Annotated in this window: 25 protein-coding genes; 16 read left to right on the top strand and 9 right to left on the bottom strand. The window is 70.0% G+C overall.

Annotated elements, in window-relative coordinates:
• The first annotated feature begins 149 nt into the window (after window positions 1-149).
• The 3 genes from AOQ37_RS34000 to AOQ37_RS33990 all read left to right on the top strand — a co-directional run bounded on the left by AOQ37_RS34000 (window position 150) and on the right by AOQ37_RS33990 (window position 3,962).
• A complete protein-coding gene (locus AOQ37_RS34000; protein WP_078890486.1) occupies window positions 150-1,865 on the top strand; it encodes a discoidin domain-containing protein in 1,716 nt (571 codons plus the stop codon).
• 154 nt (window positions 1,866-2,019) lie between these two features.
• Complete coding sequence (locus tag AOQ37_RS33995; protein ID WP_062650287.1) at window positions 2,020-3,390, top strand: DUF1996 domain-containing protein; 1,371 nt, start codon at window positions 2,020-2,022, stop codon at window positions 3,388-3,390.
• Window positions 3,366-3,962, top strand: a complete 597-nt coding sequence (locus tag AOQ37_RS33990; protein WP_062650285.1) for a DUF305 domain-containing protein — start codon at window positions 3,366-3,368, stop codon at window positions 3,960-3,962. Before AOQ37_RS33995 ends, AOQ37_RS33990 begins: the two co-directional genes overlap by 25 nt.
• Window positions 3,963-4,253: 291 nt before the next feature.
• Here the strand turns inward: AOQ37_RS33990 and AOQ37_RS33985 are convergent, their stop codons facing one another.
• The gene (locus AOQ37_RS33985) at window positions 4,254-4,544 is read right to left on the bottom strand and encodes an IclR family transcriptional regulator domain-containing protein (RefSeq protein ID WP_234437101.1); all 291 of its coding nucleotides are present in this window, start codon (window positions 4,542-4,544) and stop codon (window positions 4,254-4,256) included.
• Between the two features lie 95 nt (window positions 4,545-4,639).
• Here AOQ37_RS33985 and AOQ37_RS33980 point away from each other — a divergent pair, with 95 nt between their 5' ends.
• The gene (locus AOQ37_RS33980; protein WP_062650281.1) at window positions 4,640-4,867 is read left to right on the top strand and encodes a hypothetical protein; all 228 of its coding nucleotides are present in this window, start codon (window positions 4,640-4,642) and stop codon (window positions 4,865-4,867) included.
• A gap of 20 nt (window positions 4,868-4,887) precedes the next feature.
• On the top strand, window positions 4,888-6,954 hold the full coding sequence (locus tag AOQ37_RS33975; protein ID WP_062650279.1) for an NACHT domain-containing protein: 2,067 nt from the start codon (window positions 4,888-4,890) through the stop codon (window positions 6,952-6,954).
• A gap of 93 nt (window positions 6,955-7,047) precedes the next feature.
• Here the strand turns inward: AOQ37_RS33975 and AOQ37_RS33970 are convergent, their stop codons facing one another.
• Complete coding sequence (locus tag AOQ37_RS33970) at window positions 7,048-7,830, bottom strand: IclR family transcriptional regulator (RefSeq protein WP_062650277.1); 783 nt, start codon at window positions 7,828-7,830, stop codon at window positions 7,048-7,050.
• A 160-nt stretch (window positions 7,831-7,990) separates the two neighbouring features.
• Between AOQ37_RS33970 and AOQ37_RS33965 the strand changes: the two genes are divergently transcribed.
• Both AOQ37_RS33965 and AOQ37_RS33960 read left to right on the top strand, forming a co-directional pair.
• On the top strand, window positions 7,991-8,701 hold the full coding sequence (locus AOQ37_RS33965) for a CoA transferase subunit A (RefSeq protein WP_062650346.1): 711 nt from the start codon (window positions 7,991-7,993) through the stop codon (window positions 8,699-8,701).
• Window positions 8,702-8,710: 9 nt separating this feature from the next.
• Window positions 8,711-9,358: a 3-oxoacid CoA-transferase subunit B gene (locus AOQ37_RS33960; protein WP_062650275.1), complete on the top strand. Its 648-nt coding sequence runs from the start codon at window positions 8,711-8,713 to the stop codon at window positions 9,356-9,358.
• Window positions 9,359-9,468: 110 nt separating this feature from the next.
• Here the strand turns inward: AOQ37_RS33960 and AOQ37_RS33955 are convergent, their stop codons facing one another.
• The 4 genes from AOQ37_RS33955 to AOQ37_RS33940 all read right to left on the bottom strand — a co-directional run bounded on the left by AOQ37_RS33955 (window position 9,469) and on the right by AOQ37_RS33940 (window position 13,541).
• Window positions 9,469-10,317 (bottom strand): class II fructose-bisphosphate aldolase, encoded by an 849-nt coding sequence (locus AOQ37_RS33955; protein ID WP_062650273.1) that lies wholly within the window; start codon window positions 10,315-10,317, stop codon window positions 9,469-9,471.
• A gap of 93 nt (window positions 10,318-10,410) precedes the next feature.
• Entirely contained in the window at window positions 10,411-11,328 is a 918-nt protein-coding gene (locus tag AOQ37_RS33950; RefSeq protein ID WP_062650344.1) for a DMT family transporter, read from the bottom strand.
• Window positions 11,321-12,331 carry an N-acetylglucosamine kinase gene (locus AOQ37_RS33945; RefSeq protein WP_062650271.1) on the bottom strand — a complete coding sequence of 337 codons (1,011 nt, stop codon included), beginning with the start codon at window positions 12,329-12,331 and terminating at the stop codon, window positions 11,321-11,323. Before AOQ37_RS33945 ends, AOQ37_RS33950 begins: the two co-directional genes overlap by 8 nt.
• A 34-nt stretch (window positions 12,332-12,365) precedes the next feature.
• Window positions 12,366-13,541 (bottom strand): SIS domain-containing protein, encoded by a 1,176-nt coding sequence (locus AOQ37_RS33940; protein ID WP_078890485.1) that lies wholly within the window; start codon window positions 13,539-13,541, stop codon window positions 12,366-12,368.
• Between the two features lie 283 nt (window positions 13,542-13,824).
• On the opposite strand from AOQ37_RS33940, the gene AOQ37_RS33935 reads away from it, so the two are divergent.
• The 6 genes from AOQ37_RS33935 to AOQ37_RS33910 all read left to right on the top strand — a co-directional run bounded on the left by AOQ37_RS33935 (window position 13,825) and on the right by AOQ37_RS33910 (window position 21,264).
• Entirely contained in the window at window positions 13,825-14,613 is a 789-nt protein-coding gene (locus AOQ37_RS33935) for a GntR family transcriptional regulator (protein WP_062650269.1), read from the top strand.
• A gap of 548 nt (window positions 14,614-15,161) precedes the next feature.
• Window positions 15,162-15,977, top strand: a complete 816-nt coding sequence (locus AOQ37_RS33930) for an endo alpha-1,4 polygalactosaminidase (protein ID WP_062650267.1) — start codon at window positions 15,162-15,164, stop codon at window positions 15,975-15,977.
• Window positions 15,978-16,509: 532 nt separating this feature from the next.
• Window positions 16,510-17,838, top strand: coding sequence for an ABC transporter substrate-binding protein (locus tag AOQ37_RS33925; RefSeq protein WP_062650265.1), 1,329 nt, complete (start codon window positions 16,510-16,512; stop codon window positions 17,836-17,838).
• Window positions 17,839-17,850: 12 nt separating this feature from the next.
• Complete coding sequence (locus AOQ37_RS33920) at window positions 17,851-18,789, top strand: carbohydrate ABC transporter permease (protein ID WP_062650263.1); 939 nt, start codon at window positions 17,851-17,853, stop codon at window positions 18,787-18,789.
• Window positions 18,786-19,676 (top strand): carbohydrate ABC transporter permease, encoded by an 891-nt coding sequence (locus AOQ37_RS33915; protein ID WP_062650261.1) that lies wholly within the window; start codon window positions 18,786-18,788, stop codon window positions 19,674-19,676. The genes AOQ37_RS33920 and AOQ37_RS33915 overlap by 4 nt, the downstream gene beginning before the upstream one ends.
• Window positions 19,677-19,953: 277 nt before the next feature.
• A complete protein-coding gene (locus AOQ37_RS33910) occupies window positions 19,954-21,264 on the top strand; it encodes an alpha-glucosidase/alpha-galactosidase (RefSeq protein WP_062650259.1) in 1,311 nt (436 codons plus the stop codon).
• 316 nt (window positions 21,265-21,580) lie between these two features.
• Here the strand turns inward: AOQ37_RS33910 and AOQ37_RS33905 are convergent, their stop codons facing one another.
• Complete coding sequence (locus AOQ37_RS33905; RefSeq protein ID WP_062650257.1) at window positions 21,581-22,279, bottom strand: type 1 glutamine amidotransferase domain-containing protein; 699 nt, start codon at window positions 22,277-22,279, stop codon at window positions 21,581-21,583.
• A gap of 123 nt (window positions 22,280-22,402) precedes the next feature.
• On the bottom strand, window positions 22,403-23,239 hold the full coding sequence (locus AOQ37_RS33900; RefSeq protein ID WP_062650255.1) for an alpha/beta fold hydrolase: 837 nt from the start codon (window positions 23,237-23,239) through the stop codon (window positions 22,403-22,405).
• 586 nt (window positions 23,240-23,825) lie between these two features.
• On the opposite strand from AOQ37_RS33900, the gene AOQ37_RS33895 reads away from it, so the two are divergent.
• The 3 genes from AOQ37_RS33895 to AOQ37_RS33885 all read left to right on the top strand — a co-directional run bounded on the left by AOQ37_RS33895 (window position 23,826) and on the right by AOQ37_RS33885 (window position 25,759).
• Window positions 23,826-24,026, top strand: a complete 201-nt coding sequence (locus AOQ37_RS33895) for a hypothetical protein (protein ID WP_062650253.1) — start codon at window positions 23,826-23,828, stop codon at window positions 24,024-24,026.
• A gap of 351 nt (window positions 24,027-24,377) precedes the next feature.
• On the top strand, window positions 24,378-24,974 hold the full coding sequence (locus tag AOQ37_RS33890; protein WP_062650251.1) for a TetR/AcrR family transcriptional regulator: 597 nt from the start codon (window positions 24,378-24,380) through the stop codon (window positions 24,972-24,974).
• Window positions 24,975-25,072: 98 nt separating this feature from the next.
• Complete coding sequence (locus tag AOQ37_RS33885; protein WP_062650249.1) at window positions 25,073-25,759, top strand: type 1 glutamine amidotransferase domain-containing protein; 687 nt, start codon at window positions 25,073-25,075, stop codon at window positions 25,757-25,759.
• Window positions 25,760-25,876: 117 nt separating this feature from the next.
• On the opposite strand, the gene AOQ37_RS33880 is transcribed toward AOQ37_RS33885, so the two are convergent.
• Window positions 25,877-26,644, bottom strand: coding sequence for an SDR family NAD(P)-dependent oxidoreductase (locus AOQ37_RS33880; RefSeq protein ID WP_062650247.1), 768 nt, complete (start codon window positions 26,642-26,644; stop codon window positions 25,877-25,879).
• Between the last annotated feature and the right edge of the window lie 305 nt (window positions 26,645-26,949).

Raw genomic sequence — 26,949 nt, 5'->3', positions numbered from 1 at the left:
GATCATGAGAAAACGCTCCCTCACCGTTACGTCCACGCTTCGGCGCTGTTTTTTCAAGGTGAACAAGCCTATTGACACTCTTCGGCGGTCCCCCCATTCTCCTTCGAGGGAGCGCTCCCTCACCCTCACCCCCACTTGAGGAGTCGCCCGTGCCAACGCTGCTGCGCCGCTTCGGCCTCCTTTTCGCCGTGGCGGCCTCACTGCTCGCCTTCATCGCTCTGCCCGCTCCGTCCGCTCAGGCAGCGGAAGTCCTGCTCTCCCAGGGCAGGACCGCCACCGCTTCGAGCACCGAGGGAGTCTTCGGTGCCCGGAACGCCGTCGACGGCGACCCCGGCACCCGGTGGTCCAGTGCCTTCGCCGATCCGCAATGGATCCAGATCGACCTCGGGGCCAGGGCCGACATCAGCCGGATCGCGCTCACCTGGGAAGCCGCCTACGCCACATCGTTCAGGATCGAGGTGTCGGACGACGCCCAGGCGTGGACGGTCCTCCACCAGACGGCCACGGGCGTCGGCGGCGCTCAGAGCCTGCCCGTCTCCGGCGCGGGCCGCTACGTGCGGATGTACGGCACCCAGCGCGCCACCGGCTACGGCTACTCGCTGTGGGAATTCCAGGTGTACGGCACCGGCGGTTCCGGCGGGGACACCAGCAGGCTGCTGTCCTACGGCAGGACGGGCGCGGCGTCCTCGTCGCAGACCGACCAGAACTGCTGGGAGTGCACTCCGGCCAGGGCTTTCGACCGCGATCCGGCTTCCCGCTGGGCGACGAGTTCCACCACGGGATGGACCGATCCGGGCTGGATCTCCGTCGATCTCGGCGCGACGGCACAGATCGACAAGGTCGTCCTCCAGTGGGATCCCGCCTACGCCAAGTCCTTCCAGATCCAGGTCTCGCCGAACGGAGCCGACTGGACGCCGATCTACTCGACGACGTCCGGCACGGGCTTCAAGCAGACGCTGAACGTCTCCGGCACGGGCCGCTACGTGCGGATGTACGGCACCGAGCGCGCCACCCCTTACGGCTACTCGCTGTGGGAGTTCCAGGTGTACGGCACCGGAGGCGATCCCCTGCCGGCACCGCCGCTGCCGAGTGATCCGGCGAACCCGCCGCGGCTGGTGTGGAGCGACGAGTTCGACGGCGCCGCCGGCGGCAAGCCCGACCCCTCGAAGTGGCGGGCCGATCCGGGCACGGGGCCGAACAACGAGCTGGAGTACTACACCGATCACCGCAACGCCGCGCTGGACGGCTCCGGGCACCTGGTGATGGAAGCACGCAAGGAGGTCACTGCCGGTTCGTCGTGTCCGCGCGATCCGCTGAGCGGCAGCACCACTTGCCAGTACACCTCGGCGCGGATGAACACCGGGGCGACGTTCCAGTTCACCTACGGGCGGGTCGAGGCGCGTATCAAGGTACCCAAGGGCAACGGGCTGTGGCCCGCGTTCTGGATGATGGGCGCCGACTTCCTGACGGGCCGTCCGTGGCCGTACAACGGCGAGGTCGACATCATGGAAGTCCTCGGCAAGGACGTGAAGACCTCCTACTCGACCGTCCACGCCCCCGCGTACAACGGCGGTGGCGGAATCGGCGCTCCCTACACGCTGCCCGGGAACGCCGACTTCTCCGACGACTTCCACACCTGGGCCGCCGACTGGAACAGCAAGGGCATCACGTACAGCCTGGACGGCCGGACCGTGTTCTCCCTCGACAAGGACCAGGTGGAGCGGACCCGCGGCCCGTGGATCTTCGACCATCCGCACTACATGATCCTCAACCTGGCGGTCGGCGGGGACTGGCCGGCTCCGCCGGACGCCGGCACACCGTTCCCCTCAAGGATGCTCGTCGACTACGTGCGGATCTTCCGGTAGGCGTCCACCGGCATCCACCCTCCCCCGGGCGCTCCGTCCCGCCCCCTCGGAGCGCCCGGGGAACGTGCCTCGCACGCCCGAGGCGCGTTCCCCAGCGAAGTTCCTGCTCTCCGGGAGCAGCCTTTCCCGGACCCGACGCACGTGAGGAAGTGAGATGCGCAGATATCCCGTCCCTCTCTACACCCTGTTAATAGGCACTCTCGCGGTCGTACTGGCCGCCGCCCTGAGCCTGACCGTGTCGGCCCCGTCGGCGCGGGCCGCCACCGGCACCGTCCAGGCCGAGTCCTACGCGGCCCAGTCCGGCGTCGTGCTGGAGGCCACCGCGGACGCCGGCGGCGGACAGAACGCGGCGTACCTCGCCAACGGCGACTGGATGCGCTTCGACAACGTCGACCTCGGCGCCGCCGGCCGCCTGACGGTCTCGGCCCGGATCGCTTCCGCCGTCGGCTCGGGCACGGTGGAGTTGCGCACCGCGAGCCTGACCGGTCCGCTGCTCGCGGTCGTGCAGACCTCGCCGACCGGCGGCTGGCAGACCTGGGCGACCCGGGCCACCGATGTCACCGCCCATCCCACCGGCTCGCAGACGGTGTTCGCCGTGTTGCGCAGCTCCGCACCTGAGGACTTCGTCAATATCAACTGGTTCTCCTTCGTCGGTGAAGGAGACGGCCCGGCGCCCGGCTGGATACCCGTCGACCAGAACAAGTGGAACGCCCAGCTGGCACAGTTCCGTGCGATGACGCCGGCCGCGGTGCCCGCCGGCGTGGTCCGGGTCCCGGAGTTCAACGCCACCTGCACCTACAGTCACTCCAAGCCCGACGACCCCATCGTCCTGCCGGGACTTCCCGGCGCGTCCCACATGCACAGCTTCTTCGGCAACAAGAGCACCGACGCGTTCTCCACCACCGAGTCCCTGCTGGCCAGCACACCGACCAGCTGCACTCCCGCCAAGGATCTCTCGGCCTACTGGATTCCCACCCTGTACGAGGGCGACAGGGCCATCGAACCCGAGGGCATGATCGTCTACTACGGATCCCGGATCGACCAGCCGTCCGCGACCGTCCCCTTCCCGCAGGGGTTCCGCATGATCGCGGGTAACGCGAAAGCGCAGACGCCCACCCCGGCGGGGTCGACCGGCCAGTTCTGGTGCTCCGGTGAGGGCGGCGAGATCGGCCGCAGCGCCGACGGCAACTGGCCGGTCTGTGCCCCGAAGGCCCACCTCACCCACCAACTCGTCTTCCCCGACTGCTGGGACGGCAAGAACCTTGACAGCCCCGACCACAAGTCGCACGTCGCGTACACGTACGACGGCAAGTGCAGCGGCGCCTACCCGGTCGCCATCCCCAACGTCTCCTTCGTCTTCAGCTACCCGACCAGCGGCACTGCCGCAGGATTCCGGCTGGCTTCGGGCATGGCGTCGTCCATCCACGGCGACTTCTTCAACGCCTGGGACAACGCTGCTCAAGGGCAGCGTGTGAAGGACTGCATCACCCAGAAGGCCAAGTGCAACTCCGCCGGTACCTTCTGATCCTGCGGTCGGTATGCGCCTTGGCCCTGGCGCTGCTGGCTGTCGGCTGCACCGTGCAGCCGACAGCCGGCACGCCGCCGCCGACGGCCTTCAACGCCACCGACACCGCCTGGATCCAGTTGATGATCCCCATGGACGAGCGTGCGCAGCTGCTGACCGATCTGGCCCCCTCACGCCGGGGAGACCCGGCCGTGGCGGCGCTGGCAGCCGAGACCGCACGGCGGCTGCGTGAGGACCTGGTCCGTCTGCGCGCTCTGCTGAAGCGCTCCGAAGTCCCCGACACCCGCCCCCACGAGGGGCACGACATGCCCGGCATGGTCAGCCTCGACACCCTCGCGAAGGCGGGCAGCACGACCGGCCCGGCCTTCGACCGGATCCTCACCGAAGCCCTCCGCGCCCACCTCACGCAGTCCCGCATGCTCTGCGCGGGAGAGCGCACCCAGGGCCAGGCCGCCGAAGCGAAGGAGCTGGCCGCAGCCATCGCGCAGAGCACGGCCGGACAGATCTCCCGGCTCGGCAGACTGCGCCCGCCTGAGCCTGCGGTATCGAGCGGCGCGAGCCGGCGACCATAGGCGCTGGGCTCGCAGGGGGCTCCTCGCACGTCCAGCCGCCGGGAGCGCGTAAGGGCGATCCCGGACCGCGCGAGGGCGATCCGGGCCACGGCCGCCCGGTCGGCGGTGCGGTTCGCCCGCCGCCCGGGTGGGCGACGATGGCGGCACTGGCCACTCCCGACCTCGCCCGGCTACTGAGCGATCGGCTGCTCCTGAGCACCGAGGCCCTGGCCGTCTCCCAGCGGCTGGGACTTGCCTTCTGCTGGTGGCCGCGGCTGCCGGGGGCGGACCGTGACCGCGAGCCGCAGACGCTCAGGCCGGCCTGCCTGCGGACGGAGATGTCGCGAGAAGGGCCGCCAGGCGGGCGCTTCGCTCGGTGAGCACGTCGGCCATGGCCATGGCGCGGCGGGCGGTCCAACGGTCGGAGGGGCCGGAGATGGCGACCGAGGCGGTCGCGTGCCCTGGGGTGGTCAGAAGGGGCACGGAGATCCCCAGCAGGCCGGGGTGATCGGCTCTCCGGGAGAGGGCGTAGCCGTTCGTCCGCGCCGACGCGAGGGAGCGCTCGACCTCGTCCGCGTGCGCCGCCTCACCCGCTCGCTGCATGGTCACGGCGACCGAAATCGACAAAACGGCCTGGTTCGCGTGCGCGTGGCATTAAGGTCCCGATCCTGATTTCGCATGGATTGGGGGGGCAGGCGATGCTCGCCGAGACGTTGGTGGCGGCGGCCGCAGCAGGCGGCACAGCAGCGGCGGAAGCGGCCGACTCGCATCTCCGGGTGCGGTTCCGGACGCGGCGCGCGCGACAGGTGGACTTCGGCGACCGTGATGCCGGAGGGGTCGTCCCGGGCACCACCGCCCACGGCCCGGTGGCCCTCGAGACCGGCAGCCGCAGCCGGCAGGACGACCACTTCGGGGCGGCCCGGTGAGCAGTCACGGACCGGGAGGCGTGACGGGCAACTCCTTCCACGGTCCCGTCGCCTTCCAGACCGGTGCGCACAGCACCCTGAACGTGAACCACTATGACCTGCACCCCTCACCGCTCGACGCCCCGGCGGACGAACTGGCACGCGTGGTGGGCGTCGAATGGGACAAAGAAGCCCAGTGGCGGCGGCTGTTGGTGCCCGCTCCGCTGCCGGTCCGCTGGCGGGTGACCCACCGGAAGGTCACGGACCGGGTCGCCGGTGCCACCGCGGAAGGGAGAAGGGCCCGATTCACCCCGCTGCCGGGTCTGTCCGCGGTGACCCGCGAACAGCTGCGCCGGGGCGGCGGACTCACCGAGCTGCACGCGGCGTACGGCGGGCTGGCCTCGGGCCGGATACTCCTCGTGGGGCCTCCCGCGGCGGGCAAGTCGGCTGCCGCGGCCCTGCTGCTCCTCGACGCGCTGCGACACCGCGCCGCCGCGGCCCCGCAGGACAGGGCGTGCATTCCGGTTCCGGTGCTGCTGACCTTGGACGGCTGGGATCCGTCCCGGGAAAGCCCTACGAAGTGGGCGGCGGACCAACTCGCCCGCCGCTACACCCTGTTCCAGGACCGGGGCGGGCGCGAGCAGGCCCGGCGACTGCTCGAGTCGGGCCGCGTCGCGCTGTTTCTGGACGGCCTGGACGAGATCGGCGGCAAGCTGCGCAACGCCATGGTGAGCGCACTGGAACAGGCACCGTTCCGGCTGATCCTGATCTCCCGCGCCAAGGAGGCCGTGCTGACGGCGAAGCGGGGCGGCTTGGGCGGTGCGGTGGCGCTGGAGATCCTGCCCCTCACCCCGCCCGACGCGGCCGAGTATCTGCTCGACAGGTTTCGCGAGCAGCCACCCCCCGCGTGGCGGGCCTTCACCGAACACCTCCTGCACGAACCCGGGGGCGCGGTGGCCGAGGCACTGACCAGTCCGCTGGCGGTCACCTTGGTGCGCGACGTCTACGCCCACGACCTCCACGTCGACGAGCTGCTGGACAAGCGCCGGTTCGCCACTCGCGAAGCGGTCGAGGACCACCTGCTCGACCGCGTCGTCGCCGCCGCGTACACCCCACGGCCGGAGGACTCCCCACGGTGGTCCGCCGAGACCGCCGAGCGGACCCTGCGGTACATCGCCCGGCGCCTCGGCCAGGACGACAGCTACGACCTGCCGTGGTGGCACATCCCCGGCTGGGCACACCCCCGCCCGCGGGCGCTCGCCGTATGGGCGGCGGTCACGGTGCTGTGCGGGGTGCCGAGCATCGTCCTGGCCTGGATGCTGACGCACTCCGTGTACGCCTGGCTGATCGGCATCCCCTCCGCACTCGTCGGCGGATGGGCAGCCGCCGACCGGTTCACCGAGCTCAGCCATCCGCAGCGGCTGAGAAGCACGCAATGGCGGCAGACACTGGAGAGCGCCGGCTGGCGGGACATCTTCACTCGCGGAGCGGTGCTTTCGGGGGTGGTGGAATGGCTGACCACAGGCACGTTCGCCACCCTGGCCAGCCCGCTGCTCCCGGGCGATCACACGCCACCGGTCTGGCTCTGCTACCTCACCACACTGCCGCTGGGGTTCACCGGAGTGCTCGTGACGGGCCGCGGGTACCGGATCGTGGCCGGGACGCCGTTCCTGTCCGCGGGGGCAGGCGCCTGGTACGACGACGTGCGGGAGTTCCACAACCGCCCGGCCGTGGCGGAGACCCGCTCGATCGGTCCGCGCGAGGCATGGCGGCACCACCTCGGGACGCGGCTGGTACTCGGCCTGCTCACCGGACTCGCGGCGGCACTGCTCACGGCGCCTCTGCTGGCCTGGTGGGTCGGGCTCGGGACGGGCCTGGCGAGTGGTGTCTCGGCGGCACTGGTGGTCGGCGCCATGACCGGCCCGGTCAGCAACCTCGCCGTCGCCACCGCCCTCACCGCCGTGCAGCTCTCGGCGGAGGAAGGGACCCCCGTCCATTTGATGAGCTTTCTCGAGGACGCACGCCGCCGCAATCTCCTCCGGACGAGCGGGCCCGTCTATCAGTTCCGCCACGCCCGCCTCCAGAAGCACCTCGCTTCGCGCGAGTGATCAGGTCGGCTTCGGCCGCCGTGCTCCAGTGCGGCGAGTGAGGTGTGGGTCGCGCGTTCCCATGGTGGGCGTGGGCTCGTAGGCGGGCAGCGGTCACTGGCGGGCGGACGTCCCAGAGGTGAGGGTGCGGCTGAGGGCGTGCGCTTCGCGCAGCAACAGCGCGCCGAGTTCGGTTCTGCGCTCGGGGCGGAACCTGGTCTCCACCCCGGTCAGCGTCAGGGCCCAGGCCGGCTGCCCGGCGCGGTCGAACACCGTCGCCGCCATCCCCCAGCTTCCTTCCACGACGAGTCCGGGGTTCACGGCGTAGCCGTCGGTCCGCGTCCGCGCGATCCGCTCGCGTACCGCTTCCGGCACGTGCGCACGGCCCCACTGGCTGACCAGGTCCCGACGTTCCAGGTAGGCGTCGATCTCGGCGTCGTCGAGGAACGACAGCACCGCCAGGCCCGCCGAAACGACTCCGAGCGGGAACCGGGCGCCCTCGTACAGCACGAAGGAACGGATCGGGAAGTCCCCGTCCTCTCGCAGCAGGCACACTGTCTCGTCACCCCTGCGCGCGGAGAAGAACGCGCTCTCCCCCGTCGCGGCCGCGAGCCTGTGCACGCTGTCCCGTGCGTGATGGGTGACGTCGTAACGCCGACCGGCCGCCTCGCCGAGCAGATACAGCTCGGGTCCGAGGAACCAACGGCCGCTGCGCTGATCGCGGTCGACGAACCCCTCGTCGGCCAGTGAGACAAGCAGCCGATGCACGGTCGGTCTCGGCAGTCCTGCCGCCCTGGCCACCTCCGCGGTGCCGGCTCCGGTCTCGTTGACCATCGACAGAGAGCGCAGCACCGCGCCGACTCTGCCGACGAGGTGAGCCGCCGTGGGTGCGTTCATGGCGTCAGCATACGTTCACTGAGTGGACGCAGTTGCCGTACCGAGCTCACCACCCGATCACTTTCTCCCTCTGAACGGACCGCTCCTTGCGTTGTCACGCGACCCGCGGCTTGACTCTGGGCGCTCGCACAATGAACGGACCGCACGTGAGGTGGATGAGTTGTCAAAGATTCGCGCGACGGCGGAAGCCGCCCTGGCAGGTGTGCTGGCTGACGGAATCACGATCGCCGTCGGTGGATTCGGTCTCTGCGGCATCCCGAACGATCTCATCGAGGCAGTACGCGACAGCGGCGTCACCGGCTTGACGATCGTGTCCAACAACATGGGCGTCGACGGCAAGGGTCTCGGCCTCCTGCTGGAAAACCGCCAGGTCACGAAGGTGATCGCATCCTACGTAGGCGAGAACAAGCTGTTCGCCGGGCAGTACCTGGACAAGGTTCTCGACGTGGAGTTCTCTCCGCAGGGCACCCTCGCCGAGCGCATGCGGGCCGGCGGGGCGGGGATAGCGGCCTTCTACACGAGAACCGGCGTGGGAACGCCCGTCGCCGAAGGCAAGCCCCACGCCGAGTTCGACGGTCACGTGCACGTACAGGAGCGGGCCATCATCGCCGACCTCGCGCTCGTGCACGCGCACACCGCCGACCGGGCGGGCAACCTCACGTACCGCGCCACCGCACGCAACTTCAACCCCCTCGTCGCCACGTGCGGCCGGGTGACCGTCGCCGAGACCGAACACCTCACCGAGCAGTTCATCGATCCGGAATCGGTCGCGACACCCGGCATCCACGTGGACCACCTGGTGGTCGCACGCGAGCGGATCAAGGACATCGAAAAGCGCACGGTCCGCCCCCGCGTGACCGTCGGAGCCTAGGAGCGCCCCGTGGCCTGGACACGTGACGAGATGGCGGCGCTGGCAGCCGCCGAACTCAACGACGGAGACTATGTGAACCTGGGGATCGGGATTCCGACCCTCGTGGCCAACCACATCCCCGAAGGCGTGCAGGTCACCCTTCAGAGCGAGAACGGCATCCTCGGTCTCGGCCCGTTCCCTTGGGAGGGTGAGGAGGACGCTGATGTCATCAACGCGGGCAAGCAGACGGTCACCGTCAACCCGGGCGCCAGCTATTTCGACTCCGCGGCGTCCTTCGGCATGATCCGCGGCGGACACATCGACATCGCCATCCTCGGTGCGCTACAGGTGACCGCGAAGGGCGACCTGGCGAACTGGACCATCCCCGGAGCACTCGTCAAAGGGATGGGCGGCGCGATGGACCTCGTGGTCGGGGCCCGCCGGATCGTGGTGCTCACCGATCATGTCGCCAAGGACGGCAGTCTGAAGATCGTCGACGACTGCGTCCTTCCGCTGACCGGCGCCGGCGTGGTCGACCGGATCATCACCGACCTCGCCGTCATCGATGTGACCCCGGACGGCCTGCGTCTGACGGCCCTCGCCCCGGGCGTCACCGAGGCAGAGGTGCGGGCGAAGACCGGCGCCCCGCTGAAGGTGTCCGTCGCGACAGGACCTTAGGAGGTCTTCGGAAATGCCCCTGCCGATGTCCGGCTCGACCAGGGGGCATTCCGTCTCCGCTGCCACCCGCCGTCGCCGGAGACCGGCACTGCACCCGTCCTGACGCGAGGTCAGGCCGCCAGCACGGTGAGGAAATCTCGCACGGTCGTCGCGACGGCGTCGCGGGCCGGGCCGAGATACTTGCGCGGGTCCGTCAGCGCCGGGTCCCGGGACAGCACGTCGCGCACCGTGCGGGTCAGCGAGACGTTGAGCGCCGTGCCGATATTGATCTTGATCATGCCCGCCACGACCGCGGCGTGGAGTTCATCGCCGGGAACCCCGGACGACCCGTGCAGCACCAGGGGCACGGGAACGGCTTCCCGGAGACGTGCGATGAGCGCGTGGTCCAGGGCCGCGGTCCGTTCGGTCATGGCATGGCTGCTGCCCACCGCGACCGCCAGGGCGTCCACCCGCGTACGCGCCACGTAGTCGACGGCTTCCGCCGGGTCCGTGCGTACGCCGTCGGCGTGCGCACTCGCGGGAGCATCGGGCTTGCCGCCGACGTATCCCAGCTCGGCCTCGATCCAGAGGCCCGCTTCATGTGCCCAGTTCGCCGCCGCCGCGGTCGCGGCGAGGTTGTCGGCGTAGGTCAGTGCCCCGGCGTCGAACATCACCGAGGAGAAGCCCGCGTCGGCCGCCTGGTACAGCAACTCGATGTCGGTGACGTGGTCCAGATGCAGAGCGACGTCGACGGCCGCCGTCCGCGCTATCGATGACGCCGCCAGCGCGAGGGGGGCGAGCCGTCCGCCGTGGTACCGCACCGCGTTCTCGCTGATTTGCAGGATCACCGGCCGGCCGACGGACTCGGCACCCATCACGATGCCCACCGCGTGCTCCAGGGTGATGACGTTGAAGGCGGTGACACAACCACGCCGGGTGGCGGCCCGGGTGACAAGGTCTCGGGTGGGGACCATGGGCATGGACGTACTCCTCGAACGGGGAGGTGTGGGTGGCGAGTTGGCCCGCCGACGGAGGCGGAGCGGGGCAGGTGCGAACCGTCGGCGGGCGGTGGCTCACGTACCGACGGTCGACGGCTCCGGACGCTCCGGGAACGCTTCGCGTTTCTCGTCCGCGTAGACCATCAACGTCGATCCGCCGAGGGCGAGGACGATGCCGATCGTCGCCCAGACGGTCGGCACTGTCCGATAGACCATCAGCGACAGCACGATCGTGAGGACGGGCGCCAGGGCGTTGGTGACCGGTGCGACGACACTGGCCTTGCCGCGACTGAGCGCCATGACGAGGAACAACGCGCCCACGGAGTTGAGGATCTGTGTGCCGCCGGTGAGCGCGGGGGCCTGCCACGGGGCGTCGGGCAGTCCGCCCATCATGAGGACCGCGACGGGTACGAGGAGCAGGCCGCTGATCGTCATCCAGCCGAAGGTCGTCGCGTCGTTGACCCCGGCGAGGGCCGCCTTGCGCATCAGGAACGCCTGCGCTCCCCAGGCCACGCAGATGAGGACGGCCAGCACCAGCCAGGACCCGGTACTGACCGAGCCACCGGCGCCCGCGGGGATGCTGATCAGCACGATGGCGATCAGCGCGGCGATCACTCCGATGACGGCGAGCTTCCCGATCCGCTCCCGGAGCAGGGCCACGGCCATCAGGACGGTGACCACCGGGGAGAGCGAGACCACGGGAAAGATCAGGTACGCGGGTCCGTCGGACAGCGCCTGGAACAGCAGGAGTTGGCCGCCCGCTCCGGTGAGTCCGGCCGCGAGCCCGTACACCGCTGCGACGGGGCGGCGGTCGAAGCTCTCCCGGCGCAGCGCGACCACGGCCGGGACGAGCATGGTGAAGGCCCAGATGACGTAGATCATCTCGTCCGGATAGCCGTATCTTTCGGTCGGCTGACTGGAGAACGCACCCCAGACCCCCCAGAACAGCACCAGCAACCCCGCGTAGAGGATCCAGGTCCGCTTTTCACGCATCGCCGTCACCGCTCTCCATGCCGGTGATGTCCACGCTGGAGCGCAGGGCGGTCAGTGCCTCGGTGCCGAGCGGAGTGCCGGCGAGTTTGGCCGCGTAGATGGCGGCGCCCACGACCGGTTCGAACAGGGGTCGTCGCAGGTCGTACCCGGCCGCGCCTGCTCTGAGCGCTGCGGTGAACGCGTCGAGCACGCGGGCCGAGCGGAAGACACCGCCGGAGTAGGAGACCGGGACCGTTTCTTCGGGGGTGAAGCCCAGCCGGCGTCGCGCGCTGTCCACGAGCAGGGCCAGTTCCCGGCCGGCCTCGGCGAGGACGGCGTCGGCCTCCGTGTCGCCCGCCCGGGCCGCCTCGACCACCACCGGCGTCAGGGCGGCGATCTCGCTGCGGTGCCCCTGCCAGCGGTTGAGGACGACGTCGATCACCTCGAGGTCCGAGGTCAGTCTCAGGTGGCGGCGCAGCAGTTGGGCGAGCGGGCCTTCGGACAGGCGGCCGTCGCTCATCCGGGAGAAGGCGTTGAGCGCCCGGGCGGCTATCCAGTACGCCGAGCCCTCGTCGCTGAAGAGTTCGCTCCACCCGCCGGTGCGGACGCCGCGGCCCTGGCGTTCGCCGTAGGCCATCGAGCCGGTGCCGCTGATGACGTTGATGCCGTCGACCGCTCCCAGCGAACCGGCCCAGCCGCAGATCATGTCGTTGTCGCTCGCGTAGCGTCGGTGCCCCAGTACCCGCGCGGGAGCGGCGTCCAGGGCGGCGATGTCACCGGGAACCTCTCCGTAGCCGGGCAGGCCCAGGAACGCGTGGTCGATGTCCGCGGGCGTGATGCCCGCGCTCCTGGTCACGGCTTCGATCCCCTGTGCCAGGATCCGCGTCACATGGTCGACGCCACCGGTGGCGTTGTCCGCGAAGTAGTAGGCGCCTTCTTCGAGGGCCCGGGCCCGGACGGTGCCCGAGCTGTCGATCAGACAGAAGGCTGTCTTCGTGCCTCCGCCGTCCACACCCAGAAACATCGTTGTTCCTCCGCTCGGCATTTTCCGGACGCTGCTACGGGACGTCATGGGGTCGTACGGGCAGCGGGTGCACGGTCACGCCCCGCACCACGCGGTTCACCTCTCCCGCGGGGAACGGGTTGTCGGGCCGGATGCCCCGGGCCAGGGAGGAACGCAGTGCGAGGAGTTGCGCGACGACCACGGCGGGCAGGGCGAGGACGGCGTCGTCGGCTTCGGCGAGGCCGGGCAGCAGCCAGGTGCCGTCCCCGGGCAGTCCGTCGGAGGACGCACTGACGGCCACGACGTCGGCGGGCGCGAGGCCGGCGCGCAGTTCGGCGATGATGTCGAGGTCGTAGCGGCGTGTGTAGGGGTCGTTGGAGACGTAGACGACCACCGCCGTGCGGTCGTTCAGCACCGATTTGGGGCCGTGGCGGAAGCCGAGCGAGGTCTCCGAGGACGCGACGAGCGCTCCCCCGGTGAGTTCCAGCATCTTCAGCGCGGACTCCTGGGCCAGCCCCTTCAAGGCGCTGCTGCTGCCGAGGTAGACCAGCCGTTCGGGTCGGCGGGCCAGCAGCGTGTCGATGGCTCGGTCCAGGCCCCCTGCCGTGATGTGCTCGGCCGCCGCGGCCGGTGCCTCGATGCCGCCGCCGGTGTGGAGCGAGCCGAAGGCGAGCAGGGACGCCAGCAGCATGCCGGTGAAGCTCGACGTCATGGCGAAGCCCTGGTCGTCGGCCGCGGCCGGCATGAGCAGGACATAGGAAGCGGCGTTCTCCTCGTGTGCCCGGGCCAGGTGTCCGGCGCTGTTGCACGTGATGACGAGGTGGTGCACACGGGTCAGGATCTGGTCCGCGAGGCGGGTGGCCGCGACGCTCTCCGGACTGTCGCCGGAACGCGCGAACGACACGAGCAGTGTGGGAGCGTCACCGAGGAAGGACGCGTGGGGGTCCGCGACGATGTCGGTGGTGGAGACCGCGTCCACGCGCAGTCCGGTGGCCCGTGCAACCGCCGCCCGGACGACCTCCCCCGCGAACGCCGATGTACCCGCTCCGGTCAGGACGATCCGCACACCCTGCCGGTCGAGCGCAGGTGCGAGAAACGCGTCCAGGCCGTCGCGTGCGGCGGCGACGATCGCACCGACCTCACGCCACACGGCGGGCTGCTGGACGATCTCCGCGATCGTGTGGTCGGCCCCGCCGCCCTCGGATACCGCGAAGTGGGTGGAGATGGTCACACGTACTCCTTGTCTTGGACACGGCAGGCACGGTCGTGACCGCGCGGGACATCTCAGGTCCGGTCGACGGGCAAGTCCCGGGGCGTCGCGGCAGGACGCCGGTCCGGACGCCGGTCCGGCCGCCGGTCCGGACCGTTCGCGCCCCGGGCCGCCGAAGAGCGCGGGCAATCCGGCACTCAACGCTTCCGGGCCCGCTTCCGGAATGCTATTGGTACGCCTTTCGGCCGTCAATGGTCTTGCTCTGGTATGGAACTGGTCTTATACGAACTGGTATACATCTGGTATGCCATCGGACAACGCGCTCCCCCAGGGCCTGCTCGGCGCCGACTCACTGCCCCTGTACTCCCAGGTCGCCGCGCGCCTGCTGAACGACATCGCCGCCGACGGCGCACGACCCGGGGACCGCCTGCCGTCCGAACGCTCACTGGCCGTCCGGTACGGCGTCTCACGCGTCACGCTGCGCAGCGCGCTCAACGAACTGGCCGAACGCGACGTCATCGAGTCCTCACCGGCCCGGGGATGGTTCCTCGCCCAGGGATACGAGCGCGTCGTCCCCGATTCCCGGCAGTCATCGCCTCCCACGGGCGGCCAGTCCGTGCAGGGCTTCGCCGACTACGCCGCACAGCACGGTTTCCGACTCCAGGACAAGGTCCTGGAATCCAGGGTGCGGGAGGCCACGGTCCAGGAGTCCGAGCAACTGCGCATCGGCCCCGGGGCGGCGCTCTTCGAGATGCGCCGACTGCGTTTCCTGGACGGCATAGTCGTCGTCCTGGAACACAACCGACTGCCCCTCGGGCTGTGTCCGCAGTTGGCGGAGACCGACTTCACGACGGACACCCTCTTCGCCACCCTGCGCCGCGCGGACCCGCCGCAACTGCCCAAGGTCGCCGACTACTCCGTGGAAGCCCGGCATCCGACCCAAGAGGAGAGCGACCTCCTGGAGATCACTGACACGACGCCCGTCCTGGTCGCCACCCAGCTCGCCTTCAACCAGAACGGCCGGCCCCTGGAACTCACCGCCGCGGTGTACCGCGGCGACAGGTACCACTTCCGCGCCTCGATCACCGGGTGAACCCGCCCTCCCGCAGACGGACTCGCTTCGTCCAGCGGCGCTGTCCGGGTACGTCCGCTCCGCGACCGACGGCCGGCTAGGTCGAACACGCTCCGTGAGCATTTCAATGAGCGCTTGATCAAAGCAGCTTCGAGCATTGTTCACTGCGGTCGGGCATCGATCGGCGGTGTACATCCGACCGAGAACTCGGGGAGCGACACACCGCGACGGCACCGCCCGGCCATGGCCCCTGAGCGGCTCGCCAAGTCGTTCCCCGGCACCCCCTCCAGCCGTGCGCGGCGATCCGCTCGACGCGGTGAACGTCTGCCGGAATCCGTCCCCCTCCCACGAGATCGCCGACCCGCGTCGCGCCGACGGCCGCTCGTCGTCGCGTTGACATTCAGCCGGGCGCTCGCTTTACTCCCGGACAACGCCGGAGCCAGGCTCCGTGCCCAGAGGTACGCCCAGCCGGTATGCAGGCCCCCGCGCCGCGAATCCGGACCGAGTCGCCAGGACCGCGTCCACGCGTCCGAGGCGGGGACGTACCCCCTCCCTCTGGAGTTCACTCCATGAGCCATGTCAGCACCACCTCGCGGAAAATCACCGGCGTGGCCGTCGCCGCCGCGGCCCTCACCGGCGCCGTGCTCGCTCAGGCGACCTCGACGCAGGCCGCGGCCGTGGCCCTCCCGCCCACGCACGCCGGCTTCGACTACCAGATCGGCGGGGCCTACACCCCGCCGGCCGGCGTGAAGGTCGTCACCCGCGACCACACCGCCTCCCCCGCGGCGGGCCTGTACAACATCTGCTACGTCAACGCCTTTCAGGCACAGCCGGGGGCCGAGAGCGAGTGGGCCTCGGACCTGCTCCTGCGTGACTCCGCGGGCAACGTCGTCTACGACGAGGACTGGGGCGAGGCCCTCCTCGACATCAGCACCAGCGCCAAACGCCAGCGGATCGCCGACCGGATCGGAGTCCGGATCGACGGCTGCCGGGACAAGGGCTTCCAAGCCGTCGAACCCGACAACTACGACAGCTACACCCGCTCCGGGAACCGCCTGACGGCGAACAACGCGCAGGCGTTCATCAAGCTGCTCTCCACCCGTGCCCACGCGGACGGGCTGGCCATCGCCCAGAAGAACACCTCGGAACTGGCCGGCAACCGCACCGCAAACGGCCTGGACTTCGCCGTGGCCGAGGAATGCGGCCAGTACGACGAGTGCGGTGACTACACCAGCGCCTTCGGCAACAACGTGATCGTGATCGAGTACACCAACACCGGCCGGACGAAGGCGTGCTCAGGGTGGGGCGGCACGCTCAGCATCGTCCAGCGCGACGTCGACGTCTCACCGGCCGGCAGCGGCGGCTACGTGCGCAAGACCTGTTAGCGCACCGGGCCCGAGGTGGAGGCGGCCCGTAGCGGCCCGCGAGCCGTCGCGGGCCGGTTCCCCTTGCTCGATCGTGCGGGTTTCACGGGTGTTTCGCGCGGATCCGAACGGTCCGGCCTCTTGACGGCGGCCCGGTGCCGTCGTTTGACTCCTGGTCATCGCCGCAGTCGCAGTACTCGGCGGCAGAGGTACGCCCAGCCGGTAGCTGACCACCCATCAGGAGTCCGGACTGAGTCGCCAGGATCGCGTCGGCGTCCGAGGCGGGGACGTGCCCACCACGTTGTGGAGTTCGGACATGATCCGTATCCGCGTGACTCCCGGCGGACGGACCGCCATCACACCCCCTCCTGAACGTCCTTCCCGTGCGGGACGGCCCGCCCGGCGCTGAGCGGCGCCCGGCGCCGAGCGGCTCACCGGCCACCGGACCCGCCCCGGCTTCGCCGCGGCCGACACGCCGTGCCACATACACCGTTCGCGTCCTCGCGGCGACACGAACACAACGTGTGTCCCCCAGCTTCCACCGGAGGTATCCATGCATGCGCTCCCCCGCGGCGCGCGGCCCGCACGCCGAGACGCGCTGCGCGTCGGCGCGGGTCTGGCGACCGCCGCGGCCGCGGGCCTGACAGCCTCGGGCTGCGCGGCAGGCGGCGGCGACGGCGTCAGCGCCGACGGCACCGTGACCATCGAGATGTGGCACGGCCAGACCGACACCGGCAAGAAGGCCCTCGAGTCCCTGGTCGCCTCCTTCATGCGCAGCCATCCCCGCATCCGGGTCCGGCTGGGCGGCGGAGTGCTCGCCGACGCGATGCTCCAGAAGGTGACGGCCGCCCTCGCCGCCGGCTCCTACCCGGACATCGCGTACATCTTCGGCTCCGACCTGGCGAGCGTCGCCCGCAGTCCTCAGGTCGTCGACCTGACCGACATGGTCGGACAGTCCGTCACTCCCTGGACCAACTACTGGGCGCCGGCCCGCCAAGCCGTCACCGTCAACGGCCAGGTGCGCGCGGCACCCGCGCTGCTGGACTCCCTCGCGGTGGTCTGCAACAAGAAGCTCTTCCGGCAGGCCGGCCTGCCGCTGCCCGAGACGGGCTGGCGCTGGGACGACTTCGTCGCCACGGCCAAAGCGCTCACCGACGCGGACGGCGGCCGCTTCGGCACCGGCTGGCCCGGTGTCGGTGACGAGGACACCGTCTGGCGCGTGTGGCCGATGATCTGGGACCTCGGCGGGGACGTCATCGACGAGGACGGCAAGCACATCGGATTCGGCGACAGCGGGACCCGCGCCCTGGAGGTGGTGGCCGCGCTGGCCCGGGACAAGAGCGTCTACGTCGACCCGAAGCCGGGCAGCGAGCAGATGTACCAGGTCTTCATGTCCGGCCGGATGGGCATGGCCGTCACCGGCCCCTGGCAGCTGCCCGACATCCGGCAGGCGAAGATCGACTACCACGTCGTCCCCCTGCCCAGCTTCTCCGGTCGGCCGATGACCATCAGCGGACCCGACACCTGGACGGTGTTCGACAACGGCGACGCCCGCAAGAAGGCCGCCAAGACCTTCGTGAGCTGGCTCATGCAGCCCGCGCAGGACGTGCGCTGGGACATCGACGCGGGCAGCCTGCCGCTCAGCCGCCGGACCCGCGACCTGCCCGCCTGGCGGCACGAGGAGAGCGGCACCGAGGGCCTGGGCGTGTTCACCAAGACCCTCGACTCGGCGCGCGTACGCCCGGTGCACGCCGCCTATCCGCAGATCTCGCAGGCCCTCGGACAAGCCGTTGTGGCCGTGCTGCTGGGGCGGAGCGGTCCCGCCCGGGCACTGCGCGCCTGCGCCGCCGACGCCAACGCCGCACTGCTCATACCGCGTTGAGGAGATTCCGTCGTGTCTCGAGTGCCCACCCCGATCACCGTGTCCCGGCCCCCGGACAACCGGCGTGCCCTGCGCCGCAGACGAGCCGGTGAGGCGGCCACAGCCTGGACGTTCGTCTTCCCCGCCGTCCTGATCATCCTCGGACTCGGCGTGGTGCCCATCGTCTGGTCGCTGCTGCTGTCCTTCCAGGCCGACGACCTCGTCACACCGAGCCGTTGGGTGGGCCTGGACAACTACCGCGCCCTCGCCGAGGACCCCCACTTCAGCCAGGCGCTGCGCAACACCGTGCTCTACACCGCGCTGTACGTGCCGGCGAGCATGGTGGTCGGACTGCTGCTGGCCCTCGCCCTGCACCGGCGCATCCGCTTCGTCGGGCTCTACCGCACCCTGTTCTTCGTCCCGTTCGTGGTCTCCGCGACCGCGCAGGGCGTGCTGTTCTCGTTCATCCTGGACCCGGAGTTCGGCGCGGCCAACGCCGTACTGCACCACCTCGGCATCCCGTCGCAAGGCTTCCTCACCGATCCGTCGCAAGCGCTGCCCGTGCTGGTCGCTGTCAGCCTGTGGAGCGGTACGGGCTTCTGCCTGGTCATCTATCTCGCGGCGGTGCAGGACGTGCCGGCCTCGCTGATCGAGGCGGCCCGCCTGGACGGCGCCGACCGCCTCCGGATCCTGCGCCACATCACCCTGCCCGCGCTCAGGCCCGTCACCGTCTTCCTGCTGCTCTGGCAGACCATCCAGTCCCTCCAGGCATTCGACCTCGTATACGTCACCACGAAGGGCGGACCCCTGGGCTCCACCACGGTGATCGTCTACTTCATCTGGGAGCAGGCCTTCAAGAACGCCACCGCCGGATACGGGGCCGCCTCGGCCTATGTGCTGGCCGTGGCCCTGGGCCTGATCGGCCTGATCCTCCAGCTCGTCCGCCGCCGACTCAAGGGAGCCGCCGTATGACCGCCGTCTCCGCCCCACCCGACGCCGTACAGGCGGCCACGTCCTTCGGAACCGGCACCCGACGACGGCGCCCACGGCTGCCGTTCAGCCCCTGGCACCTGCTGCTGGCACCGATGGCCCTGCTCTTCGCGGTACCCCTGATCTGGCTGGCGGTCAGCTCGGTGATGAGCAACGCGGAGATCAACCGATTCCCGCCGTCGCTGTGGCCCTCCCGCCCGAACCTGGGCGGCTACCGCTACGTCCTGGGCAACGCGATGTTCCCCCGGTGGTTCGCCAACTCGCTCCTCGTCAGCCTGGTCACGGTGAGCGCGAACCTCGTGCTCGGCACCCTCGGCGGCTACGCGTTCGCCCGGATGCGGTTCGCCGGTTCCCGGCCGCTGCTGGGCCTGATGCTGGCGACGATGGCGATCCCGTTCCAGCTGACGATGATCCCCACGTTCCTGGTGATGAAGCGGCTCGGCCTCATCGACGGTCTCGGCGCGCTGATCGTGCCGTCGCTGGTCACGCCCTTCTCGGTGTTCCTCCTGCGGCAGTTCTTCCTCTCGCTGCCCCGCGAGCTGGAGGAGGCGGCCTGGATCGACGGCTGCTCACGGCTGCGCGTGCTGTGGCGGATCGTTCTGCCACTGTCCCGTCCGGCCCTCAGCACGGTCGCCGTCCTGACCTTCCTGAGCACCTGGAACGACCTGACCTGGCCCCTGATCGCGATCAACCACGACACCCAGTACACGCTCCAGCTCGGCCTGACGACCTTCCAGGGGCAGCATCACACGCAGTGGGCCGCCGTGATGGCCGGGAACGTCATCACCGTGCTGCCGGTCCTGCTCGCCTTCCTCGGTGCGCAGAAGGCGTTCATCCAGTCCATCACCTCCACCGGTGTCAAGGGCTGACCGCGGTCACCACCTCGATACCCCACCCAGGCAGGAACCCCGAACGCAGGCCCGGCGGTGACAGCCGGGACTCGGTCGGCCCGGTGGGCGCCGGAGGAAACGACGCGGGATCCGACGCCGCCCTGCGCGACGGGGTGCCTGCACCCTGACGGACACTCCGCGCGTCGCCACGGTCCGCGGGGCTTCCCTGTCCCCGTGCGCTCCCCGCCGCACCCTCGCACAGCCCGACGCGGGACGAAGACCTCACCCGCCTTCCCGAGACCGAGGAATCCCCGGAATGACCACACCCAAGATCGTTTTCATCGGCGCCGGCAGTGTCGTCTTCACTCAGGGCCTGCTGGCCGACCTCCTCGCGTTCGGCGAACTGAAGTCCGCGCACATCGCGTTGCACGACATCGACACCGAGCGGCTGGCCACGGCGTACGCGGCCGCCGTCCGTATCGCCGACGTCCTCGGCGCCGGTCCCACGGTCACCGCGCACCCTGACCGCCGCGAAGCCCTCACGGACGCGGACTTCGTCATCAACATCGTGCAGATCGGCATGGGCTCGGCCACCCGGACCGACTTCGAGGTGCCGGCCCGTCACGGCGTACGCCAGACCATCGGCGACACCCTCGGCATCGGCGGCATCTTCCGCGCCCTGCGCACCTTCCCGTTCCTGAGGGAGCTGGGACGGGACATCACCGAGGTCTGCCCGCAGGCCTGGCTGCTGAACTACACCAACCCCATGGCCATGAACGTCCAGTACCTGACCCAGGCGACCGGCCTGACCCGGGTGGTGGGCCTGTGCCACTCCGTGTACTGGACCCTGCGCGACCTCGCCGCACTGGTCAAGGTCCCCTACGAAGAGATCAGTTACCAAGCGGCAGGCGTCAACCACCAGGCCTGGGTACTGCGCTTCGAACACCAGGGACACAGCCTCTACCCCAAGCTGGACGAACTGATCGCATCCGACGGACAGTTGCGCCGCAGGGTCCGCGTCGACATGTACCGAAGGCTCGGCTACTACCCGACCGAGACCAGCGAGCACTCCTCCGAGTACGTGCCCTGGTACCTGCACCACGACAGCGAGGTCGAGCGGCTGCGGCTGCCGATCGGCGAGTACCTCAAGATCGTCGACGACAACGTCAGCGCCTACGAGAAGACCCGCGACGCGCTCACCGCCGGGGCCCCGATCACCGTCGAGGGCACCATGGAGTACGCACCCCAGATCATCCACAGTATGGTCACCGGCACGCCGCGCACGGTCTACGGCAACGTCCCCAACCAGGGGCTGATCGACAACCTGCCCGCGCACGGCGTCGTCGAGGTGCCGTGCCTGGTGGACCCGCTCGGCGTCCAGCCCACCCGCGTCGGCTCCCTGCCACCCCAACTGGCGGCGCTCAACCGCACCTACCTGAGCGCGAACGACCTGGTGGTGCGGGCCGCCGTGGAGGACGAACCGCGGCACATCAGGCATGCGGCGATGACCGACCCCGCCACGGCCGCGGCCCTGCCCGTCGAGGACATCTGGCGCCTGTGCGACGACATGGTCACCGCCCACAGCGATCTCCTCCAGCCGGGACTGCGCACCCGCCTGGGTTCATGAGCGTCCGGCGCCGCTGAGCACGAGGCTTTCAGCGGTGGCACTCGGCGCTCGACGCGGGCCTCGGGCACGGATCCGCTACCCGGCGTGCCCGAGGCCTACTCGCCGCCGTCGCCGACCGGGTCCAGGGCTTCGCCCCCGCGTCCTACCAGGCCTACTGCGCCGCGAACGGAGTATCAGGAACTGAGCAGTGCGGGAGCGCGGCCGCACGGGGCGTCCGGACGGGATGGCGATCGACTGATGGTGGCGCGGGTTCGCCGGGCCGGTTGCCGTGGAGGCATCCGGCCCGGCGGTGGGGGCCGTTGACGCGGCGCTGGGTTCAGGCGCTGACGCTGTGCACCTCGTTGGCCAGCTTGATGAGGGTGTCGGCGGCGGGGCCGGAGGAGGCGGGGTTCTGGCCGGTGATGAGGAGGCCGTCCTGGACGACGTAGGGCTGCCAGTCGTCGGTCTTGGTGTAGTGGCCGCCGAGCTTGACGAGTTCGTCCTCGACGAGGAAGGGGACGATGTCGGTGAGCTGGACGCCTTCCTCCTCCGAGTTGGTGAAGCCGGTGACCTTCCTGTTCCGGACGAGGGGGGTGCCGTCTTCGTTGAGGGTGTGGCGCAGGACGCCGGGTGCGTGGCAGACCAGGGCGATCGGCTTGCCGGTGCGCAGGGTGGTCTCGATGAGGCGGGCGGAGTGGGTGTCTTCGGCGAGGTCCCACAGGGGGCCGTGGCCGCCGGGGTAGAAGACGGTGTCGTAGTCGTCGGCGGAGACGGTGTCCAGGCGGACGGTGTCGGCCAGGGCGGCGGTGGCCTCGGGGTCGGCTTCGAAGCGGCGGGTCTGCTCGGTCTGGAACGCGGTCTCGTTGCTCTTGGGGTCCAGCGGCGGCCGGCCGCCCCTGGGCGAGGCGAGCGTGATCTCCCAGCCCGCTTCCTTGAACCGGTAGTAGGGAGCGGCGAGTTCCTCCAGCCAGAACCCGGTCGGGCGGCCGGTGTCACCGAGCCGGTCGTGCGAGGTGAGAACGATCAGAACCTTCATGGTGATACTCCTTCTGTCGACGGACCGGCATCAGTAGACCGGTCGTCTCTGCCGAGTCGAAAAGGGTTCCGGTGACATGGCACCGGAGCAGGGCGGGACGGGGCGGAGTGGTCGGCCTCTCGGTCAGCCGGCGAGGAAGTCCAGGAGGATCTCGTTGACTTCGGCGGCGTGGGTGGTCAGCAGTCCGTGCGGAGCGCCCTCGATCTCGACGTACCGGGCCGCGGGCAGGGCCTTGGCGAAACGCCGTCCGGTGGCGTCGATGGGCAGCGTGCGGTCGGCGGTGCCGTGCACGATCAGCGCAGGGACATCGATCTTGGGAATGTCGGCCCGGAAGTCGGTGGGCCAGGAGAGCGGAGCGGCGGCCGAGGCGATGGCGCCCGAACCCGCGGCGACGTTCCACGCGTTGCGGACGGCCTCCTCGCTGACCCGGGTGCCCAGGTTCTCGTCGAGGTTGAAGAAGTCGTTGTAGAAACCGGTGAAGAACGCGTACCGGTCCTTCTTCACGGCGTCGGAGACACCCTGGAAGAACGACAGCGGCGCCGCACCGTCGGGATTGTCGTCCGTGATGAGCAGGAACGGCTCCAGCGAGGCCAGGAACACCGCCTTCGCCACCCGTCCCGATCCATACGTCGACAGGTAGCGGGCCACCTCACCCGTGCCCATCGAGAAGCCGACGAGCACCGCATCCCGCAGATCCAGCGTCTCCAGCACGGCGTTCAGATCCGCGGCGAACGTGTCGTAGTCGTACCCGGTCGAAGGCTGGCTCGACTTTCCGAATCCCCGCCGGTCGTACGTCACCACCCGGTAGCCCGCATCCAGCAGCGCCGCCGTCTGCCCGTCCCACGAGTTGCCGTCCAGCGGATAGCCGTGGATCAGCACCACGGGCCGGCCCGTCCCCTTGTCCTCGTAGTGCACCTCGATGTCCGCACTGTTCTCCGTACCGACCTTGATACGTCCCATGACCCTCAACCCCTCCGAAGCCTGTGTGGCGCGTTTCCGTTCCGACATCCATGACTATACGACTGGTCTACTCCGAACGTCAACGTGTGTCTGCGCATCAACACCCGCGGAACGGACCGGGGGTGTGCTGACCCTTCCGGTTGCCGGGCGAAGAAGGTCGTCGCCCGGCAACCGCCCAAGGCACACCGCTCCGTACGATCCCGTCAGGTCACAAGAGCTCTCCAGCGAGCTCGCGATCCGTTCCTGAAGCCGCCGTCGGAGCGCACACGGGTGGCGCGCCGGCGCGAGCCCGCCGGCTTGCGGTGCGGGCGGGCGTGGTCACGCTCACCGTTGTGGCGGAATCCAGCCCCTGGGGTCGGTGTGGCGGCGACTCCCGGAGTCATGACGTCGGCCTGGCGCACCGGTCCGGGCCGGGCGCTGCTGCTCGGTCACAGCGGGCAGCACTTGGTGGAGTTACTCGGGCAGGTGGAGTTCGCCTGGACCAGACCGGGGCGCCGCGCGAGGTGGGGATGCCGGCCGAGCGCAATGCGGAGGCGAAGCGCGCCGTGCCGGAGTCGGCATCACCGACCGGGAGGTCGATCACGACGTGGTCGACCTCTCTGCTCCCTCACCCGACACGGCCGGGACGATCGTCGCCGCGCCGAGCGTGACGGTTCCGAAGTTCCGGCTCGCTCACGACCCGGACCGGGTCGCGCTCTCGGTCGGCGAGGCGGCCCGGGCGATGGACAGCGGACACGGTGAGGCCGGTGGCGTGAGCCGCGCCGGCCAGGCACGAGTGGCGGCGTAGCCGAGCAGAACGGACAGCAGCCCGGCCAGTTCGGCGAACAGCCTGCTGCGCGACCGGCGGTGCCGGCGTTCGTGACGGCTCCGCGGTGTGCAACGCTCAGCCCACCTCACCGGTGAAGTCCCGGACGGGAACAGCCATGGCGGACGCCGCCGGCTCCCACTCCTCGTCCGCGACCGAGTACCGCGTTCGCTTGCCACGGCCGGACGCCCGGCGAGCCGACCCACGTTTTGTAGGTGAGTTGTGCCCGCAGGCAATGCACTCCGTGCCGGCGAAGATGATGTCGAACTCGCCCCGCGAGCCACACCCCCGAGACCTAGACGACTGGTCTATTCATGGAGTACAATAAGACTCATGCCAGCCACCACAGCACGCAGCGCCGACACCCGTCGGAACATCCTCGACGCCGCCCAGCGGATCATGGCCCACAAGGGCTATTCCGCGGTCGGCCTCAACGAGGTGCTCGCGGAGGCCAGCGTACCGAAGGGGTCCTTCTACCACTATTTCTCCTCCAAGGACGCCTTCGGCGAAGCCCTGCTGAAGAGCTACTTCGACGAGTACCTCGCCGACATGGACCGGGTACTCGGTCAGCCCGGCCGGTCCGCCGCCGAGCGCCTGACGGCCTACTGGCAGCTGTGGCGCGAGACGCAGAGCTTCGACGAGTGCCAGGGCAAGTGCCTCGCCGTGAAGCTCGGAGCCGAGGTGTCCGACCTGTCCGAGCCGATGCGGCTGGCCCTCAAGGAGGGGACCAGCGCGATCATCGACCGTCTCGAGCGGACCATCACCAGTGGCCTGACGGACGGATCGATCACGGTCGACGGCGCGCCGCGCGAAACGGCACAGATCCTCTACGACATGTGGTTGGGTGCCAGCGTCATGGCGAAGATCCATCGAAGCCTCGAACCTCTCGAAGCCACTACGGCGATGACTCGCCGGCTCCTGCACCTGTAAGAACCGTTCGCGCCTCCCGACCCGGCGCATCGTCGGATCGGAGGCATTTTTCTCGCCGACTTATATACGACCGGTCTACTGATAAAAGGAGTATCACCATGAAGGTTCTGATCGTTCTCACCTCGCACGACCGGCTCGGTGACACCGGCCGCCCGACCGGGTTCTGGCTGGAGGAACTCGCCGCTCCCTACTACCGGTTCAAGGAAGCGGGCTGGGAGATCACGCTCGCCTCGCCCAGGGGCGGCCGGCCGCCGCTGGACCCCAAGAGCAACGAGACCGCGTTCCAGACCGAGCAGACCCGCCGCTTCGAAGCCGACCCCGAGGCCACCGCCGCCCTGGCCGACACCGTCCGCCTGGACACCGTCTCCGCCGACGACTACGACACCGTCTTCTACCCCGGCGGCCACGGCCCCCTGTGGGACCTCGCCGAAGACACCCACTCCGCCCGCCTCATCGAGACCACCCTGCGCACCGGCAAGCCGATCGCCCTGGTCTGCCACGCACCCGGCGTCCTGCGCCACACCCTCAACGAAGACGGCACCCCCCTCGTCCGGAACAGGAAGGTCACCGGCTTCACCAACTCGGAGGAGGAAGGCGTCCAGCTCACCGACATCGTCCCCTTCCTCGTCGAGGACGAACTCGTCAAGCTCGGCGGCCACTACACCAAGACCGACGACTGGCAGCCCTACGTCGTCCAGGACGGCCTCCTCATCACCGGCCAGAACCCCGCCTCCTCCGGCCCCGCCGCCGACACCCTCATCAAGCTGGCCACCACGCACGCCTGAACCGGCTTCCCGCCCCGCACCAGTTCTCCCGCCGTCCGTTCGGGCCGGGCAGCCTCCGGGCCCGCCCATCCCGGACGGACCGGCCAGGTGCTGGTCGGTGGCGGGTGGAGTCGTGAGCTACTGGGCGGTGTAGCCGCCGTCGACGGGCAGGGCGATGCCGGTGACGTAGCTCGCGCCGTCGCTGCACAGCCACAGCACGGCCTGCGCGACCTCTTCGGCGGTGCCGAGGCGCTCGATGGCCTGGCCGGCTTCCGCCTGGTCGCGGTCGAGTTCTCCGCCTTCGACCATCGCATCAACCATGGGAGTGGCAATGGTGCCGGGGCACACGGCGTTGACGCGCACACCCCGGGATCCGTATTCGAGGGCTGCGCTCTTGGTCAGGCCGATCACGCCGTGCTTGGTGGCGTGGTAGGCGGCTCGGCCCGGGTTCCCCACGAGGCCGCCGAGCGAGGAGCAGTTGACGATGGCGCCGCTGCCCTGGTCACGCAGGTGACGCAGTTCGTGCTTCATGCTCGCCCAGATGCCGCGCAGGTTGACGGCCTGGACGCGGTCGAACTGCTCGGCGCTCTCGTCGGCCGCGTCGGTGGGCGGGGGCATGATGCCGGCGTTGTTGTACGCCATGTCGAGCCGGCCGAAGGACTCCACCGTGCGGTCGACAGCGGCGGCGACCTGGCCCTCGTCGGACACGTCGCAGACCAGCGCGAGGGCCCGATGGCCGGCGTCGGTGAGCTCCCGCACGGCGGCGCTGACGGCCACCTCGTTGATGTCGGTGAGGGCGACGGCTGCGCCCGCTTCGGCGAAGGCGCGGGCGGTGGCCAGGCCCATCCCGGAGGAGGCGCCGGTGACGAAGGCGACCTGGCCGGTGAAGTCGTAGGTGGGATTCATGCCGTTGTTGTCCCGTCGGAACGTGGGGGCGGGCAGGGACGGAGGGGTCAGGGGGCGGCTTCGACGGTGATGCTTTCGGCCCTCCCGAGCTGGTAGGCGCCGACGTCGAGGTGGCAGGGAGGCCGGTGCACGGGAAGACGCGGTGTGCGGGAAGGCGCGGTGTGCGGGAAGGCGCGGTGTGCGCTGCGGTCCTCTGCCGCCCTTACGGACTCCGCCCCGCAGGCTCCGAGGCGGAGTCCGTAGGGGCGGCCGGCCCGGCTTCCGGATTGCCCGCGCAGGCGGTCACGGCCGGCAGCAGCGCGGCC

The organism is Streptomyces maremycinicus, assembly GCF_001184025.1.
Taxonomy (GTDB): Bacteria; Actinomycetota; Actinomycetes; order Streptomycetales; family Streptomycetaceae; genus Streptomyces; species Streptomyces maremycinicus.
The sequence above is the reverse complement of the archived record's forward strand: the minus strand, read 5'-3'. Positions and strand labels throughout refer to the sequence as shown.

Excerpts from the sequence above, each read along its gene's own strand:
- AOQ37_RS33880 (WP_062650247.1), bottom strand. The coding sequence starts at position 26,644 with ATGAATCCCACCTACGACTTCACCGGCCAGGTCGCCTTCGTCACCGGC.
- AOQ37_RS33910 (WP_062650259.1), top strand. The coding sequence starts at position 19,954 with ATGACCACACCCAAGATCGTTTTCATCGGCGCCGGCAGTGTCGTCTTC.
- AOQ37_RS33900 (WP_062650255.1), bottom strand. The coding sequence starts at position 23,239 with ATGGGACGTATCAAGGTCGGTACGGAGAACAGTGCGGACATCGAGGTG.
- AOQ37_RS33985 (WP_234437101.1), bottom strand. The coding sequence starts at position 4,544 with ATGCAGCGAGCGGGTGAGGCGGCGCACGCGGACGAGGTCGAGCGCTCC.
- AOQ37_RS33950 (WP_062650344.1), bottom strand. The coding sequence starts at position 11,328 with ATGCGTGAAAAGCGGACCTGGATCCTCTACGCGGGGTTGCTGGTGCTG.
- AOQ37_RS33935 (WP_062650269.1), top strand. The coding sequence starts at position 13,825 with ATGCCATCGGACAACGCGCTCCCCCAGGGCCTGCTCGGCGCCGACTCA.
- AOQ37_RS33970 (WP_062650277.1), bottom strand. The coding sequence starts at position 7,830 with ATGAACGCACCCACGGCGGCTCACCTCGTCGGCAGAGTCGGCGCGGTG.
- AOQ37_RS33995 (WP_062650287.1), top strand. The coding sequence starts at position 2,020 with ATGCGCAGATATCCCGTCCCTCTCTACACCCTGTTAATAGGCACTCTC.
- AOQ37_RS33945 (WP_062650271.1), bottom strand. The coding sequence starts at position 12,331 with ATGTTTCTGGGTGTGGACGGCGGAGGCACGAAGACAGCCTTCTGTCTG.
- AOQ37_RS33955 (WP_062650273.1), bottom strand. The coding sequence starts at position 10,317 with ATGCCCATGGTCCCCACCCGAGACCTTGTCACCCGGGCCGCCACCCGG.
- AOQ37_RS33980 (WP_062650281.1), top strand. The coding sequence starts at position 4,640 with ATGCTCGCCGAGACGTTGGTGGCGGCGGCCGCAGCAGGCGGCACAGCA.
- AOQ37_RS33905 (WP_062650257.1), bottom strand. The coding sequence starts at position 22,279 with ATGAAGGTTCTGATCGTTCTCACCTCGCACGACCGGCTCGGTGACACC.
- AOQ37_RS33890 (WP_062650251.1), top strand. The coding sequence starts at position 24,378 with ATGCCAGCCACCACAGCACGCAGCGCCGACACCCGTCGGAACATCCTC.
- AOQ37_RS33925 (WP_062650265.1), top strand. The coding sequence starts at position 16,510 with ATGCATGCGCTCCCCCGCGGCGCGCGGCCCGCACGCCGAGACGCGCTG.
- AOQ37_RS33930 (WP_062650267.1), top strand. The coding sequence starts at position 15,162 with ATGAGCCATGTCAGCACCACCTCGCGGAAAATCACCGGCGTGGCCGTC.
- AOQ37_RS33915 (WP_062650261.1), top strand. The coding sequence starts at position 18,786 with ATGACCGCCGTCTCCGCCCCACCCGACGCCGTACAGGCGGCCACGTCC.
- AOQ37_RS33885 (WP_062650249.1), top strand. The coding sequence starts at position 25,073 with ATGAAGGTTCTGATCGTTCTCACCTCGCACGACCGGCTCGGTGACACC.